Raw genomic sequence first — 16,755 nt, 5'->3', positions numbered from 1 at the left:
AGGAAAACCTCTTTTTTATTTTGTTTTAATACTCATATTCGATAGTATTATTTCTAATTAACTCAAACATTTTTGTAGTCAAGTGTTTACTTTTTTCAATATTTGCAATAAAAATATTTTCGGTTTCATCAATTGAATGTGATGAAGCAAAGAAAATAAGTTTGTTATCTCTTAATCTTTGGCTAATGATATCTCATAAAAAGTCATTAACAAAATATTCGCTTATTTTAATTAAAGAAAAGTTATCTAAAATTAAGACTGAAACAGTGGCTAACAAATGTTTTAATTCATTAATACCTTTATTTTTGTCAAAAGAAGAATACACAAATTTTTGTAATTCATCAGTTAAAATGTAAGCCACAGAAATTTTTTCATTAGCAAGTTCATTGGCACATGCTTGTAAAAAAAATGATTTACCTGTTGCTTTTTTTGAATGAAGAAAAAATCCTTTGAAATTCTTAAAATTGGGATTCTTGATAAGTTCTGTAATTTTATTAACTAATTCTTCTTTTACATGTCTATTTTCAACAAAAGAAATTTTTTTGAAATCCAAGTTTTGTTTCGGTTCACTAATTTCTGTTAATCATAAGTTTAAATTCTTAATGTATGTGTTTTTGCTTGATAACTCTTTTTTAATAATTAATTCACCAGTGTTTTTTCTTCCTACAAAAAATTCATATAGAGGTGAATTTTTTCTTTTTCCATCTTCAATTATTTCCAAAAATAAAAATGAATTGGTAAATAATTCTTCATCAGTGATGCTATTAATTTTTATGGCCTCTTGAATAACTTTATATTTTTTCAAATATTTTAAAGTTGCTTTTTTTAAGTCATTCTCATCAAAATTTAAAATTTCACTAAATGACTGATAGGACTTATTCATAGGGACATTGGTTTTATTCTGTTTGTTCATGTTTTTCCTATCAAAGTGTTTGTGATTCTTCTTCTTTTTGCAAACTTAAGATATAAGAAGTTTTATAAAGTGCTTTGCTTGTTCCTACTTTTGTATTTTTTGAAGCCATAACATTGTCTAGATATGATTCAATTACATTAAAATCAGTAACATCTTTTTCATAGAAATCATTTAATATTTTTTCTACATAAGCACAATTAATTTTTTTATTGTTAATTTCATATGCATAATAGAAAACTAAATTAATACATTGGTCATTAAAACCCATTAAATAAGCTTTATTAATTAAATTATATGTTTCTTGATCAATGGTTGTTTTAGTTAATTGAGCATAAAAATTTTCTGATGAATCTTTAATAAGAGCTTCATATATATTTTTATACTTTAAGTCTGGAAGTTTTTGATTATTTAAACTAGATTCAATTGTTTTAAATTCGCTTTGAACTAACTGTAATTCTTGAGTATTGAAAAGAAAATCAAATTCTTCATCTTCATTAAAAACATCATTGTAATTAGCAGAAACATCTTTTAAGTGTGTTGTTTCAGTATCTCTTAAAATGTACTCTTCAGTTAATTTTTTAAAGTTTTCTTTACCGATTAATTTAATTAATTTATTTTTAAGCGCAAAATTCTTTTTAATAGTTTTGTTATTAAGAGGAGTTTCCAAACGTAATAAACTAATTTGTTTAAATTCATCTTCGAAAACTGTTAATAATGAAACAGCTTCTAACTTATTTCTTGCTTGGTTTAAGTCTTCTGCGGACAAATTCAAAAAATGTTGAAGCATATTAAAATCATGATAACCATTATCATTTTGACTCAATGTTAAATCTCTTAAATATTCATAGAGAATAATGGCGTGGCTTCCTAAAAGTGGAGTATAAAATTTACGTAAATTTCTTAAATCTTCCCCTGAAACAGGATTTTTAAATGTTACTTTAAATAATGGATAATTTAATTTCTTTAACATAACAACTCCTTTATAAATTTAACTTTTAAACATGGTTTAAAGTTATTTTATAAAAGAGAAAATAAGCATTCTAAAAATTTTTTATTTCTAGCTCAATTTTTAAAGTTTTGCCCATAGATATCCACAATTATTTTTTCTTTAAAAAGTTGATTTTTTATTAATTTTGGATCATTTTTAGCATTTAATAAACGAATTGTTAGTTTATTCACATTTCTTTTTTTGAGATTTTTTACTTGATTTTTTTCGCTAGTTTCGAGACACAAAACAATTTTAAATAACTTTGCAAAATTCCCATTTTTAGTTGTTAAATTTGGGACTTCAGCAAAATCATAACAATAAGTGTTTAAATGGTCAAAAATTATTGGATAAATGCACTTTTCTAATAAATCTAAATTTTTTATATCATCTTTAATTCATTGCCGAATTTTTTCTTTATTCACCCCAAACTCATCTAAAAGTAAAGTTCCAAATTCTTTTTTAATTGCTTTATAAAGAAGACCATCAGTTTTATATTCAGATTTAATAAACTCGTCAGAATTAAATACTTTATACCCCATTTTTTTTATTTCACTTAGAAAAGTGGTTTTCCCAACACCTATTTTCCCAATTACAGCAATCATTATTTATCTCCATCTATATCTAAAGCTAAAGATGCACTCTTTGAATAAGCCCTAATTAAACCACCGGCCCCTAATTCTTTTCCACCAAAATAACGAACAACAATAATTACTTTGTTTGTTATTTTTTTCATTAATAATAAATCACGAATGGGACGACCTGCAGTACCTTTTGGTTCTCCATCATCATTAAATCCGCCATTTATTACTCCATCTTTTAAAAAAACATAACCATAACAAACGTGGGTTGGTTTTTTATACAGTTTTTTTACTTCGTTATCAAAATATAAAACATCTTCTTTTGACTGAATATCAAAAGCATAACTATAAAATTTTGATTTTTTAATTTCTAAATGAGCAGGAGTTTTCATATTTTTATATTATATAAGGTAAAAAAAGAAATAAAAAAAATGGGGCGAATGACGGGATTCGAACCCGCGCATGACGGGACCACAACCCGCTGTGTTAACCACTTCACCACATTCGCCAATTTGCTATGTTATTATAACAACTTTTTTAAATTTGTATATAAAATATTATTTATTATGATGAAAAATATTTATAAAACTTTTGATGCCGTTGTTATTGGTGGAGGACATGCTGGTTTGGAAGCTGCCTTTGCCTTATCAAAAAAAGGACATAACACTGCCTTAATTTCTTTAAACAAAAATCGTTTGGGAATGATGCCATGTAATCCATCAATTGGAGGACCCGCAAAAGGTATTATTACTAGAGAAATCGATGCTTTGGGTGGAATGCAAGGATATTGAGCTGATTTAGCAATGATTCAACTTAAAATGCTTAATCAATCAAAAGGTCCTGCAGTAAGAGCTTTAAGAGCACAAATTGATAAAGAAAAATATAGCAAAATAATTTACGAATATGCTATAAAACAGCCAAATTTGACACTTATTGAAGATGTTGCTGAGGAAATTTTAACTAATGAAAATAATCAGTTTGTAGGTGTTAAATTAGAACAAAATGGTTATATTTCTGCAAAAGTTGGGGTTATTACAACTGGTACTTACATGGATTCAAGAATTTTGAGAGGTAATGAAGCAGTTAAAAGTGGACCAGATAATGAAAAAACCACATCAAAATTAAGCAAGTCACTACTTGACAAAGGATTTAATTTACAAAGATTAAAAACAGGAACACCACCTAGAATTTATTCAGATTCAATAGACTATTCAAAAGTAACTGAAGAAGTTTTAGAAGATATTAATTTAAGTTTTTCAAATCGTTCAAATGTTAAATTACCAAAACAAATTGCTTGTTATTTAACATACACTACACCAGAAACACACAAAATTATTAATGAAAATTTAGAAAAAAGTGCTATGTATTCTGGATTAATTCAAGGAATAGGACCAAGATACTGTCCATCAATTGAAGATAAAATTGTTAAATTTGCAACAAAAGAAAGACACCAAATTTTCTTTGAACCTGAAACTGCTGATGGATCAATCACATATGTAAACGGACTTTCAACATCAATGCCCGTAGAAATTCAAAAAGAAATAATTAAAACAATTCCTGGTTTAGAAAATGCAAAAGTTCAAAAATGAGCTTATGCGATTGAATATGACGCAATTGATCCTTTACAACTTAAAAGTACTTTAGAAACCAAAGTGGTTGCAAATTTATATACCGCTGGTCAAATTAATGGAACTAGCGGTTATGAAGAAGCTGCTGCACAGGGTTTAATTGCAGGAATTAATGCCGGACAAAAATTAGAAGATGAAGAAGAAATTGTTGTATTAAGAAATCATGGTTATATTGGTGTTTTAATTGATGATTTAGTTACTAAAGGTACAAAAGAACCATATAGAATGCTTACAAGTAGAGCTGAATATAGACTATTGTTAAGAAACGATAATGCTGATATAAGATTGGCTGAATATGCTTTAAAAACTAGAATGATAAATCAAGATGAATATGACAAAGTAATTGAAAAATACGCTTTAATTGACAAAAAAATCGAAGAATTATCTAATTCATATTTATCAAGCAAAAGTGAATTGGCTCAAAAATATGAAATTTTTAATGGACAAACTTTATTAAAAGTTTTAGCACGTCCTGAAGTTGATCCAATTGATGTTTTATCTGATTTTCCTTATCGCGATGAATTAACAATAATGGTTCGTTTATACGGATATATCGAAAAACAAAAAAGTGATGCAAATAAGGCTGTAAGATTAGAAAATTATAAAATTCCTAGTGATCTTGATTATGACAAAATAGTGAATATAGCAACTGAAGCAAAACAAAAGTTAAATAAAATAAAACCATCAACAATTGGACAAGCAAGCAGAATTAGTGGAATTAATCCTGCAGATATTCAAATGTTATTGTTTTATTTAGAAACAACACGTAAGAAAAATGAAGAAAATTAAAATAATTTCTATAGGCTCCTTATCTCCCTTATTTAAAGCACTTTTTGTGGATTATTCCAAAAATATTCAACATTTTTGCGAATTTATAAATCTTGAATTAAAAGAATTTTCTGAAATTAAAAATATTGAAGAAAAAAAATTAAAAGAAACCAAATTAATAATTGAAAATTTAGATAAAGATGCAAAAATTTTTCTTCTTTCATTAAAAGGCAAACAAGTTGAGTCTGAATTATTCGCAGAACAAATAAAAGAATTTGACAAAATTAACTTTATTATAGGCGGATCAGACGGTATGGTGGAGGATTTAATTCCGAATCATTTGAAAATTTCTTTTTCAAAAATGACATTTCCACATCAACTTTTTAAAGTCATGCTAAGTGAGCAAATATATCGAGCTTTTATGATTTTAAATAACAAAAAGTATCACAAATAATGTCCATAAGTATTTAAATAATATATAGAACTAGTATTTTTTTTATTTATATTATAATTATCATTATATTTATACTAGTTATAATACACATTATCATTGAAGGAGAACAATGTCAAACAAAACAATCGTTTTAGACGAAAAGAACGCAGAAATTAAAAAAGTTGTTAAAGTTTCTGGTGACGAATGAACATCTCTTGTTGAAAAAGCAAAAAAAGAAGTTAGTTCAAAAATTAAAGTTCCAGGATATCGTCCAGGTAAAGCTCCAAAACATATTCTTGAACAAAGATTAAACATGGGTGATGTTTTCAACAAGGCATTAAATCAATATTTAGCTAAAAATGAAAAAGCAATTTTTGAAGAAGTGCAAAAAGAAAGCAAAAGAGTTATTTTTGCGCCTTCTTTAGAACTTAAAAAAGTTAGCGAAGAAGAATTAGAATTGGAAGTTATTTTCCCACTTGATACTGATTTAGATAAAATTGATCTCTCAAAAGCCAAAGCAAAAATTGCTATTGAAAAACCAACTGCTAAAGATGTGGATGATTTCATTGCTGAAAGATTAAAAGAAACTGCCTTATTATTGCCAATTGACAAAAAAGATAAAACTCAGCTAGGTGACACAGTAACAATCAATTACAAAGGATATGTAAATGATGAATTATTCGATGGTGGATCAGCTGAAAACTTTGAATTAAAATTAGGTTCAAAAACTTTTATTGACACATATGAAGACCAATTAGTTGGTAAAAATGTAGGTTGAAAAGGAACAGTTAAAGTAACTTTCCCAGAACAATATCCAGTTTCAAAATTAGCAGGACAAAAAGCAGAATTTGAAGTTGAAATTCTTGAAGCTAAAAGACCAGAGCAAGTTGAATTGAATGAAAATAACTTACATCAATTAAATGTTGGTTCAAAAGCTAAAACAGTTGAAGAAGCTAAAAAAGCTTTAACTATTTTAATGGGCAAACAAAAATTAATGGTTGCTTTAGATAAATACATCGATGAAGTTATTGAACAAGTATTAAATTCTAATGATGTAACAATTAACAAATTAATTCTTAATCGTGAAGTTTCAAAAAGAAAAGATGAAATTAAAGCAGTTCTTAAACAACAAGGTGTTAAATTTAAAGATTATCTTGAATTATTAGGACAAAGCGAAGAAGAATTAGACAAATTAATCGCTGAAGAAGAAAAAGTAAAAATTAAACGTTCTTTAATCATCATGAAAATCGTTGATGAAGTTAAAAAAGAAGTTAAAATTGAAGAATCTGATTACGAAGATATTTACAGATTACAAGCTTTAACAATGGGTATGGAAGGTTCATCAGTGAAATCATTTGTTGAATCAAATCCACAAATCAAAGACAGATTTAAAGCTCAAATTGAAGACTTGAAAATTAAAGCATTGATTTTGAAAAAATTCGATGAAGCTGCATATGCTAAATACGAAAAAGCTTTAAAAGAAGCAGATAAAGCAATTGCTAACTATGTTTCGCTTGAAGAAGTTAAAGCGGAAGAAACTGCTGAAAAAACAGAAGAAAAATAATAATTAATAAGTAACTGGTTAAGGTTACTTATTTTTTATATAAAAAAATGCACTTTTATGTGCATTAAATTAACGTTTCATACTTTAAGACAAGAGGTTTAGCATCAAGAAGTGGAAGAATATTATTTCACATCTGTTTATATTCTTCGGTTGCCACATATTTATCAAAAGCTTTTGCTGAACTTCATCTTTCTACTATAACTAAGTTATTTTCGTCTTTTCAAGAAGCATCAATAGAAAGATTCAATTCTTCTTTTTTAGCAACTTTCTGTCATTCAATAATTTGTTTTAAAAATGCTTCTTTATATTCATTTTTAATTTTCATGTGTTTAAGAACTAAATAAATCATTATTTTAACCTTTCAAATAGCATGAATTTGGCTTGCGGTTTTATGTTATCAAACTTATTAAAGTTTGTAATTAAATCTTTATCTATTGTTTGAATATTTAAGGCTTTAGCTACTTCAGCAATTTTTCTAGGAAGCGAAATTTGCAATGCAAATGCCATTGCATATATTCCATTCAACAATCTACTCAAAATTAGTTCTAATTCATCTAAATTATTAGTTAATTTTCATGGAGTAGTTTCATCAATGTATTTATTTAGTTTATTTCCTAATTCAATTGCTAATTTTAAACCTTTATCTATTTTATATTGATCCATTTCTTTTGTATATGAAGAAACAAAAGCAATAATTTCACTATCAATATTTTTATGAATACTTTTTTCACTTTGTCTATAAACAAGACCGTTAGGGAAAGAATTATCCAACATTTTTAATGTTCTTGAAATTAAGTTTCCAAAGTTATTAACTAAATCAGCATTGATAACTTCTTTAAGTTTATCTTCTCCAAAATTTGCATCATCTCCAAAAACAACTTGTGAAGCGAAAAAGTATTTAATCATTTCATCATGATATTTGTCTAACAAATATTGTGGTTCAATGACATTATTAAGAGATTTAGACATTTTACGACCATCTTTATCTCTCAAAAGTCCATGACTAATAATTTTTGTTGGCAACTTTAGACCTAAAGCTTCTAAAAACATAGGTCAATAAATAAAGTGAAAACGAGAAATTTCTTTACCTAAAAGATGAACAATTTCATCACCATTAACTCAGTATTTCAAGTAGTCATGAGAATTAGATTCATTAACGTTATAACCCAAAGCAGTTACATAATTAAATAAAGCATCAAGCCAAACATAAAGAGTATGATTAAAATCTTCATTTACCGGAATAGCTCATTTTACATTAGTTCTCGTAACAGATAAATCTTCTAAACCTTCGTTAACAAAATTGTTGAACATTTCATTAACAACTTTATCAGGCATTAAGAAATCTCCATGTGATTTAACATAATTAACTCATCAGTCTTGCATCTTTTGAATTTTAAAGAAATAGCTTTCTTCACTCATTACAACAAGTTTATGACCTGATGAAGGGTGAAAATATTCACCATCTTTGAAAGTTGCCTGATTTTTGGTTAAAAATTCTTCATCTTCAACAGAGTATAATCCTTCATATTTACTTTTGTAAATAAAATCATTTTTTAAAAATCAGCTAAAAATTTGCTTAACTGCTTCTTCATGATGCGGAGCAGTTGTTCTACTAAAATAATCAAAATCAATATTTCATTTTTGTCACATTTCTTTATAAGTTGTAACAAGTTCATCAACAAATTGTTTAGGTTCAATATTTTTTAGTTTAGCCTTATTTGCAATTTTTTGACCATGTTCATCACTACCTGTTAAAAATTTAGTTTCATAACCTTGACTTTTTTTGTAGTTTCTAATAGTTCAAGCCATAATGGTGCAATATAAATGACCAATATGTAAAGGTCCTGAAGCATAATAAATTGGAGTAGTAATATAAAAAGTTTTCTTTTTCATAATTAATTATTATCCTTATCAATCTTTTTTATAGGCTTATACAATTTTTTTATTTCATCCAAGTATTCATGATCAATTTTATTATTTGGATCATGTAAATATAAATTAGGAAGAAAATGAACGCCTCAACCAGCTTGATATCTAGCTTCAACAAGAACTAATTTTGGTTTATCCTGAATTCTTGGAATAATAAACTGAACTCTTTTAGGTTCAAATTTATATTGCCTCATTAAACAAAAGCAATCCACAAGTCTTTCGACAGGAATAACCATTGATAGATATCCTTTTTGTTCAATTATTTTAGAACAACCTTCAATAATTTGTTCTAAATTTAACATAATTTCATGAGTTGCTATAAGCATTTCATTACTTACTTTTTTACTCATTTTCGTCTTGCTTACAGTGTAAAAAGGAGGATTACAAACAATTGAATCATATTTTTTTGAAGAAGTTTTAATCATATTTTTTCAAAAAAGATTAAAATCCTCATTAATTAAATTAATTTGTTTTTCTTTTTTATTAAGTTTTACATTTAAATCTGCAACTTCAATAGCAGATTTTTGAATTTCAAGAGCATCAATTTTTAACTTTTCATCTCTTTCGGCCAAAAAAATAGAAAGAGCACCATTGTTTGTTCCTATTTCTAAAATGTTGTGTATTTTGTGATTTATAAAAACAAAATTAGCTAATAAAATAGTATCAACAGAATAGTTAAACATATCTTTATCTTGATAAACAAACAAATTCGAATCAAAACCAAGAGAGTTTTTAACTAAATTTCTATTTTTAAATTTTTCTAACATGACTATTTTACAGGGCAATTAGCTAAAGCAGCGTCAACTTTTCCATTAGCTATATCTGCTCCAATAATAACAACATCTACAAAATCACCAAGTTTAATTTTTTTATTTTCAGAAATTAATTCTGTTTTTAATTCATTTGTTTCAAAAGGTGTATCGCACATATTAGAAATATGAACCATTGCTTCAGTTTTATTTGAAAATTCAACAAACATACCAAATGATTGAATACTTACAACTTGTCCTTTGATAATTTGGCCAATTCTTGAATTTCAATATTCAGCATATTTTAAATCATTAGTATCACGTTCAATTTGTACTGCGTTTTGTTCAGAATTAGAATTTTGTTGAGCAATTAATGGCAAATTCATTTTGTAATGTGAAATTCTGTCAAGTTTTTTATTTAAAACTAAGTCTCTTATAATTCTATGAATCACAAGATCTGGATATCTACGTATAGGACTTGTAAAATGGCAATAATCTTCACTAGCTAAACCAAAATGGCCAATATTTTCTGCAGCGTAAATAGCTTTAGACATCGTTCTTAAAAATAAAATTTTAAGAAATTCGTCATGTCTTTGTTCTTTAATTGCATTAATGATTTTTTGAAATGATTTTGGAGTTATTTTATTACGATCAATATTAACATTAATATTTAGTTCATTTAAAACAGAAATAAAATAGTCCAGTTTTTCTTCGCTTGGTTTTTCATGGATTCTATACATAGCAGGAAACTTGTGTCTTGTTAAATATTTAGCCACCTCTTCATTTGCTCTAACCATGAAATCTTCAATGAGATTTTCAGCAAATCCAGTTGCTTTAGTTAATATATCGATAACTTTTCCGTTTTCATCTAATTTAATGTAGGGTTCAACAATTTCAAAATCTATGTAGCCTTGATTATTTTTGAAATTTCTGATGATTTTAGCTAAAGCAACAGCTTTTTCTAACATTTGATTTAAATTTTCATCTTCGAATTTTTTATTTTCATTAATAAATTCATTAACTCTATCATATGTTAATCTATATTTTGAATTAATAATTGTTTGCTTTAAATCTGTGCTTAATGTGTTTCCCTCTTTATCAATTTTCATGATAATTGACATTGTAAAGCGATCTACATTGGGATTAAGAGAACATATACCATTAGATAATTTTTCGGGAAGCATAGGGATAACTCTATCCATCAAATAAATTGAAGTTCCTCTATTTAAAGCTTCAATATCAATTGGATCATTTTCATGAACGTAATGTGAAACATCTGCAATATGGACACCTAATTCATAAGTGTTCTCGTCAATTTGTTTTACGTTAATAGCATCATCAAAATCTTTTGTATCGTTACCATCAATAGTAACAATTAATTCATTTCTTAAATCAAGTCTCTCACTTTGATTTTCATTAGCAATTTCATCAGGAATAAAATGTGCATGATCCATTACTTCTTTTGGAAAAGAAGAAGGAACATTTTTTTCACTAATTAAGGCTTGCACAAAGCCCATTGGATTAGAAGTAGAAGAAATTTTTTTAATGAATTTAATTCCTGTAAGTCCATTTTTATTATCTACAATTTGAGCTAAAACAATATCATCACTTTCAACTGTTATTTCACTTCCTAAAACTTTAAATTTTAAAGAATTGTAAATTTTATTAATAGGTTTAAAAATAGGGAATTTATCACCCTTTTCATATATTCCGGTAATTTGTGTGACACTTCTTTCAAGAACTTTTTTAACGGCCGCAAATTGTTTTTCTTTATCTTTATCAAGCATTTTGTAGACACTTGCTGAAACTAAATCATTGTTAATTGCGCCGTTAAATTCATTTTTGGGAACAAAATAACTTTCACTTATGTTCTGCGAGTTTTCTAAGTCAATAAAAGCAAATTTACCCTCTTGAACAAATTTTAAAACACCCTTAATATCACTAGAGTGTTCTAAAGCAACATAAAAACCTTTTTTAGGTTCAGTAATTCTATAAGCATCTTTTAATCTAAACAAAATCTGTGTTAATTTTTTGTTATCTTGAATTTTAATTTTTGCTTTTTTAGCTAAATTTAAAAAATCAATATAAGGATTTTGTTTAATTAAATTTTCTATCTGTTGTTCATTAACCATAAATTATTTTATTAAAATTCTTAAAACTATACTTAAAATGAAGAGCAAAATGCCCGCTGATAACATTGTATATTTAAGAATTTTTTTTATTCCCCTTTCTTTTGAGTTTTTAAAAAGTTCTAAATCTCCAGAACCTACAAGAGCTCCTGAAAAAGCATTTGAATCGGGAGACATCAATAATGAAACACCGATGCAAACAAGAGAAACAATAATTAATAAAATTGTGACAACTATCATTTTGCTCCTTAAAATTTATGTAAATAAATTAATATTATTATATATGTATTAATATTTAATAATAAAATTAGATTTAAAGATTTGAGAAAGGTATTAAAAATGAATCAACAATTAAAACCAATTATTATTTTTACCGGACCAAGCGGCGTTGGGAAAGGCACTATTGAAAAAATTCTTTTTGCAAATAAAAATCTTAATTTAAAACTTTCTTGCTCTGCCACAACAAGAAAAGCACGCGAAGGAGAAAAACACGGAGTTAATTATTTTTTCATTTCTAAAGATGATTTTCAAAAACATATTGATAATAATGAATTACTAGAGTACAGTTTTCATTTTGAAAATTTTTACGGCACATTACATAGTGAAATTGAGAGAATTCACAAAGAAAACAAAATTCCGTTTTTAGAAATTGAAACCTTTGGGGCAAAACAAATTTTGTCAGATGAAAATAATTTAAATAAGTACAAAATTATTACCTTTTTTGTTTCTCCGCCATCTTTTGAAGATCTTGAAGCAAGAATTTTAAATCGCAATACTGAAACAAAAGAAGCTATTACTAAACGTTTAGCAAAAGCTCATCAGGAAATGGAAGAAAGACATAATTTTAAATATCAAATCATTAATGATGTTCCAGAAATAGCTGCAAAACAAGTTGAAGAGATAATTATCAAAGAGATTGGCGCATAAATATGGATATTGGTAAAAATTCAAATATAGGAACAAAAAGATTAGAGAATCAAGATAGAGTAGATGTATTGCAAAGAGATACATTTGCTTTACTTTTACTTTGCGACGGTATGGGAGGACATTTTGGAGGTTCATTAGCTTCAACAATAACTATTAATGTTTTTAAAAATGAATTTTTTACAACGCTACCAGAATCTTTTGACTCTAATAATATAAATAATTTTGTGAAATGATTTCAAAATACTTTAGAAAAAGTGAAAACAAATATGAAAAATGCTGCTAATGGAGATGAGGCAAAAATGGATATGGGAACAACTCTAACAGGAGCATTTGTTGATTCAAAAAGCAAAACAATTATTATTTTTAATATCGGAGATTCAAGAACTTTTTTACTTACTAAAAACGGTGATTTACACCAAATTACAAAAGATCATAATGTATATAACAAATTAGTTTTAGAAGACGGTTGATCAAAAATAGACGCTTTAAAATTTAAGGGATGAAGAGCTTTAACTTCAGCCTTAGGTCCATTGAAAAAGACTAAACTAGAAATTCATAATGTATCAGATCACTACAACATTATTCAAATGTTATTATCTACATCTGATGGTGTGCATGGTTTTTTAGATAATATGGCCATTACACAAATTCTTAAAACTAAAGAAAACCCAGATGACACATGCGAAATTTTAGTTGAACAAGCAATGTTAAATCATTCAAATGATAACTTATCTGCAGGAATTATAGTCTTAGACGAAAAATAGGAGTAAAAATGGATATTAAAATACTTAATGATAGTAAAGTTTATGAAAAATATAAAATAGTTAACAAAATTGGGTCTGGAGGATTTGCTCAAGTTTACAAAATACAAGAAAGAGACAATACTGAAGATGTCTTTTATGCACTTAAATATAGTGTTTTTCCAGAAAAATCTGATGTAGAAACAACAAAAAAAAGATTTGCACAAGAAATCAAAATATATTCAAAAGTTCATTCTTCAAAAGTAGCTAAATTTATTGATGCTTTTATTGATGAAAGAGAACAGTATATTATTATGGAATATGTTGAAGGTACTAGTCTTAAAGATAAATTAAGAGAAGGAAGACTTTTACCAAATGTAGCTGTTAACTATGCTTTACAAATAGCAGAAGGTCTTTCAGAATTACACTCTTCTAAAATTATCCATCGTGATATAAAAAGCAATAATATCATGATTACTAGAGATAGAAACATTAAAATTATTGATTTTGGTTTAGCATTAGATGACAATAGTGAAAGATATACACAAGAACAAAAAATAGTTGGATCAGTCTATTATATGGCTCCTGAAATATGTGTTGATCGTTCAATTCCTACCTTTAAAAGCGATATTTATGCTCTAGGAATTTTACTTTATGAAATGCTTACTGCTGAGTATCCTTTCAAAGGATCAAATGCAGCAGAAACCATTAACAAACAAAAAAATGCTCCTTTACCTGATATTACTAAAATAGTTGATATTCCTCAAGCTTTGGCCAATGTTATTATTAAGGCAACAGCAAAAGATCCAGAAAAAAGATACAAAACAATTTATGAATTTTCAAAAGACTTAAAAACTTCTCTCAATCCAAACAGAGTTTATGAAAAACCACTTGATATTAGAAAAATTAAAGAGAAAAAAACTTTTCAAGATATTATCAACAGTAAAATTTTTATTTATTCTGCAATAGGAACAATAGCTGCAATTTTAATTTTAATTATTGTTTTAGTAGCAGTGTTGGTGTAGGTGAAAATGAGAGGAAGAATTTATTCATCAAACGGTGGTAAATATCAGATTAAAGATGAAAAAGGTAATTTTCATTTTTTACCAGCAGCAGGATCTTTTAGACATAATGGCATCACTCCTTTAGTTGGAGATTATGTAGATTTTGACGAAAATAACTATATTACAAGTATTTATGAAAGAGTAAATAGTTTTATTCGTCCAAAAGTTGCGAACATTGATCACATTATTGTAGTAATGTCAGCAAAAAATCCTAATTTTCAATCATTTTTAGTTGATAAATATTTAGCTTTAATTGAGAGCAAAAATATTGAACCTATAATTTTTATAACAAAAACAGATTTAGCTCATTGTAAAGAATTTGAAGATTACCAAAAACTAAATTATAAAATTTACGAAATCAACAATAAAACAGATGAATGGGTAAAAATTATTCAAACAATTTTCAAAGATAATACATGTTCTTTTATGGGCCAAAGTGGCGTTGGAAAAACCACAATTATTAATACTATTTTAGGGTTAAACTTAGAAACTCAAGAAATTTCTAAACATGCTGACAGGGGTAAACACACAACAAGAATTGTGCAAATTTACGATATTTTTGATGGTCATTTAATTGACACACCAGGATTTTCTTCATTAGAAATAAAAATGACAAAGGAAGAATTGTCTAAATCATTCTTTCAGTTTAAAGAATTGTCTAAAGAATGTAAATTTAAATGATGTTTGCATGATAAGGAACCAGAAAACTATTGCAACATTAAATTAAATGTGGGTAAAAAAATTCCTACTTTCAGATATGAAAATTATTTAAAGCTTTTAAAGGAGATAAATTAATGAAAAAAAGATATGTTACTCCATCTATTTTAAATGTTGATGAAAACAAAAGAATTGAAATGGTAAACAACCTTTTAAAAGAAGGTATTGAATGAATTCATTATGATGTAATGGATGGAGTTTTTGTTCCTAATACAGCTATAAAATACTCAGAAATTGAAAAAATTAATCAAGACTGTCCAAAACATTTCAAAGATGTTCATTTAATGGTTTCAAATCCTCTAGAAATAGCAAGCGAATACAAAAATTTGGCTGATATTATAACAATACACTATGAAGCAGTTTCTAAAACTAAATTACTTAAATTTTTAAGAGAAAACAAGCATGATTTGAACATAGGGTTAGCAATTAAACCAAGTACTTTAGTTTCAGAAATTGAGGATTTATTACCTTTATTAAGACTTGTTTTAGTAATGTCTGTTGAACCTGGAGCAGGTGGGCAAAAATTTATTCAAAGTAGTTTAGATAAAATTAAGTTATTAAAAAATTTAAGACTTAAAAAAGAATTAAATTTTTTAATTCAAGTTGATGGTGGAATTAATAATATTACTGGTCCACAATCCTTTAAAGCAGGAGCTGACGCCTGCGTTGTCGGTACTTTTTTAATTAAAAATCCCACAAAAGAAACAATTAATTCAATTTTAAAAAAATAAAACTTATTTAATAAAAAACAAAAGATTTTGGTCTTTTGTTTTTTATTAAACCTATTTGAAATTTTTAACCATATTTAAAGCAATTTCGAACATATTAGTAAATTTTCTTTCTCTTGTTAGTGAGTCAGTAAATTCCATTTTTGCTAAACTATCACTTACTTGTAAAATGGTTGCAGCTTTTTTATTTAATTTTTTTGCTACCGCAAAAAGTGCATAACTTTCGCATTCAACTACTTGACACTGACTAATTTTTTTAGTTTCTTCAAGTGGTCTAACTGCATAAAAAACATCAGTTGAATGAACAGAAGCCTCTTTATAAGGAATTTTTAATTCTTCTGCACTTTCTTTTAATAATTTACTTGCATTTTCATCAGGAAAATATTCATTTGTAGTTTCATTATTGGTTAATTGTGCAATTGAAACATTATCTGAGTATGCTCTGTTTATAATTACTACATCAAATAAATTAATTTCATCAACATATGATCCTGTTGAACCCAATCTAATAATTAAATCGACATTATAATCTGCATAAAGTTCATGTGCATAAACTCCAATTGACATCATTCCCATACCAGAACCACCAATTGTAACTTTTTTACCTTTAAAATAGCCAGTAAAAAATAATTCACCTCTTACTGAATTTACTAGTTCAACATTATCTAAATACTTATATGCCATATATTTTGCTCTTAGTGGATCTCCTGAAAGCAAAACAATATTAGCAATTTGATTTTTTTCTGCTCCTATATGTGTTGACATTTTAACTCCCTATTATTTTTTATTATTATCTATGCTTTAATAATAGAGTAATTTTGGAAATTTAAAGATATAAAAAAATAAAAAAAATTTGAAAAGTTATTATCCTAAATAAAGTGTATAAACTTGTGGGTATTA

General features: G+C 26.6%; 18 protein-coding genes and 1 tRNA gene. 8 read left to right on the top strand and 11 right to left on the bottom strand.

All coding sequences use genetic code 4. The features are described from left to right. Positions 1–25: 25 nt before the first annotated feature. The 5 genes from EXC37_RS02975 to EXC37_RS02955 all read right to left on the bottom strand — a co-directional run bounded on the left by EXC37_RS02975 (position 26) and on the right by EXC37_RS02955 (position 2,987). Positions 26–913, bottom strand: a complete 888-nt coding sequence (locus tag EXC37_RS02975; RefSeq protein WP_029891913.1) for a DnaA ATPase domain-containing protein — start codon at positions 911–913, stop codon at positions 26–28. A gap of 7 nt (positions 914–920) precedes the next feature. Beyond that, entirely contained in the window at positions 921–1,883 is a 963-nt protein-coding gene (locus tag EXC37_RS02970; RefSeq protein WP_006608880.1) for a DnaD domain protein, read from the bottom strand. A 47-nt stretch (positions 1,884–1,930) separates the two neighbouring features. After that, entirely contained in the window at positions 1,931–2,503 is a 573-nt protein-coding gene (coaE, locus tag EXC37_RS02965) for a dephospho-CoA kinase (protein WP_029891912.1), read from the bottom strand. Next, the gene (locus EXC37_RS02960; protein WP_029891911.1) at positions 2,503–2,871 is read right to left on the bottom strand and encodes an IMPACT family protein; all 369 of its coding nucleotides are present in this window, start codon (positions 2,869–2,871) and stop codon (positions 2,503–2,505) included. The genes coaE and EXC37_RS02960 overlap by 1 nt, the downstream gene beginning before the upstream one ends. 40 nt (positions 2,872–2,911) lie before the next feature. Further along, positions 2,912–2,987 (bottom strand) — tRNA-His (locus EXC37_RS02955). Positions 2,988–3,045: 58 nt separating this feature from the next. Between EXC37_RS02955 and mnmG the strand changes: the two genes are divergently transcribed. From mnmG to tig, 3 genes are all read left to right on the top strand, one after another. Next, a complete protein-coding gene (gene mnmG, locus EXC37_RS02950; RefSeq protein WP_081840314.1) occupies positions 3,046–4,896 on the top strand; it encodes a tRNA uridine-5-carboxymethylaminomethyl(34) synthesis enzyme MnmG in 1,851 nt (616 codons plus the stop codon). Continuing rightward, a complete protein-coding gene (locus EXC37_RS02945; protein ID WP_029891909.1) occupies positions 4,883–5,329 on the top strand; it encodes a 23S rRNA (pseudouridine(1915)-N(3))-methyltransferase RlmH in 447 nt (148 codons plus the stop codon). The genes mnmG and EXC37_RS02945 overlap by 14 nt, the downstream gene beginning before the upstream one ends. A gap of 109 nt (positions 5,330–5,438) precedes the next feature. Further along, entirely contained in the window at positions 5,439–6,872 is a 1,434-nt protein-coding gene (tig, locus tag EXC37_RS02940) for a trigger factor (protein WP_006608875.1), read from the top strand. Between the two features lie 64 nt (positions 6,873–6,936). On the opposite strand, the gene EXC37_RS02935 is transcribed toward tig, so the two are convergent. Genes EXC37_RS02935 through secG form a run of 5 tightly spaced genes read right to left on the bottom strand, consistent with a single transcriptional unit; the run spans position 6,937 to position 11,919 of the window. Continuing rightward, on the bottom strand, positions 6,937–7,221 hold the full coding sequence (locus EXC37_RS02935) for a putative quinol monooxygenase (protein ID WP_051660707.1): 285 nt from the start codon (positions 7,219–7,221) through the stop codon (positions 6,937–6,939). Beyond that, positions 7,221–8,765 carry a methionine--tRNA ligase gene (metG, locus tag EXC37_RS02930; protein WP_029891907.1) on the bottom strand — a complete coding sequence of 515 codons (1,545 nt, stop codon included), beginning with the start codon at positions 8,763–8,765 and terminating at the stop codon, positions 7,221–7,223. The genes EXC37_RS02935 and metG overlap by 1 nt, the downstream gene beginning before the upstream one ends. Positions 8,766–8,767: 2 nt before the next feature. Then, the gene (locus tag EXC37_RS02925) at positions 8,768–9,568 is read right to left on the bottom strand and encodes a tRNA1(Val) (adenine(37)-N6)-methyltransferase (RefSeq protein WP_029891906.1); all 801 of its coding nucleotides are present in this window, start codon (positions 9,566–9,568) and stop codon (positions 8,768–8,770) included. A gap of 2 nt (positions 9,569–9,570) precedes the next feature. Further along, entirely contained in the window at positions 9,571–11,682 is a 2,112-nt protein-coding gene (gene rnr / locus EXC37_RS02920; RefSeq protein WP_029891905.1) for a ribonuclease R, read from the bottom strand. Between the two features lie 3 nt (positions 11,683–11,685). Further along, on the bottom strand, positions 11,686–11,919 hold the full coding sequence (gene secG, locus EXC37_RS02915; protein WP_006608870.1) for a preprotein translocase subunit SecG: 234 nt from the start codon (positions 11,917–11,919) through the stop codon (positions 11,686–11,688). Positions 11,920–12,018: 99 nt separating this feature from the next. Between secG and gmk the strand changes: the two genes are divergently transcribed. Genes gmk through EXC37_RS02890 form a run of 5 tightly spaced genes read left to right on the top strand, consistent with a single transcriptional unit; the run spans position 12,019 to position 15,858 of the window. Beyond that, a complete protein-coding gene (gene gmk / locus EXC37_RS02910) occupies positions 12,019–12,606 on the top strand; it encodes a guanylate kinase (RefSeq protein WP_029891904.1) in 588 nt (195 codons plus the stop codon). A gap of 2 nt (positions 12,607–12,608) precedes the next feature. Beyond that, positions 12,609–13,370: a PP2C family protein-serine/threonine phosphatase gene (locus tag EXC37_RS02905; RefSeq protein WP_129693846.1), complete on the top strand. Its 762-nt coding sequence runs from the start codon at positions 12,609–12,611 to the stop codon at positions 13,368–13,370. Between the two features lie 8 nt (positions 13,371–13,378). Beyond that, the gene (locus EXC37_RS02900; RefSeq protein WP_029891902.1) at positions 13,379–14,371 is read left to right on the top strand and encodes a serine/threonine-protein kinase; all 993 of its coding nucleotides are present in this window, start codon (positions 13,379–13,381) and stop codon (positions 14,369–14,371) included. A gap of 6 nt (positions 14,372–14,377) precedes the next feature. Next, complete coding sequence (gene rsgA, locus EXC37_RS02895; RefSeq protein WP_029891901.1) at positions 14,378–15,205, top strand: ribosome small subunit-dependent GTPase A; 828 nt, start codon at positions 14,378–14,380, stop codon at positions 15,203–15,205. After that, positions 15,205–15,858, top strand: coding sequence for a ribulose-phosphate 3-epimerase (locus EXC37_RS02890; protein ID WP_029891900.1), 654 nt, complete (start codon positions 15,205–15,207; stop codon positions 15,856–15,858). The genes rsgA and EXC37_RS02890 overlap by 1 nt, the downstream gene beginning before the upstream one ends. Positions 15,859–15,909: 51 nt before the next feature. Here the strand turns inward: EXC37_RS02890 and EXC37_RS02885 are convergent, their stop codons facing one another. Continuing rightward, complete coding sequence (locus EXC37_RS02885) at positions 15,910–16,620, bottom strand: purine-nucleoside phosphorylase (RefSeq protein ID WP_029891899.1); 711 nt, start codon at positions 16,618–16,620, stop codon at positions 15,910–15,912. Between the last annotated feature and the right edge of the window lie 135 nt (positions 16,621–16,755).

Origin of the sequence: Mycoplasmopsis columbina, assembly GCF_900660685.1 — a bacterium.
Taxonomy (GTDB): Bacteria; Bacillota_I; Bacilli_A; order Mycoplasmatales; family Metamycoplasmataceae; genus Mycoplasmopsis; species Mycoplasmopsis columbina.
The sequence above is the reverse complement of the archived record's forward strand: the minus strand, read 5'-3'. Positions and strand labels throughout refer to the sequence as shown.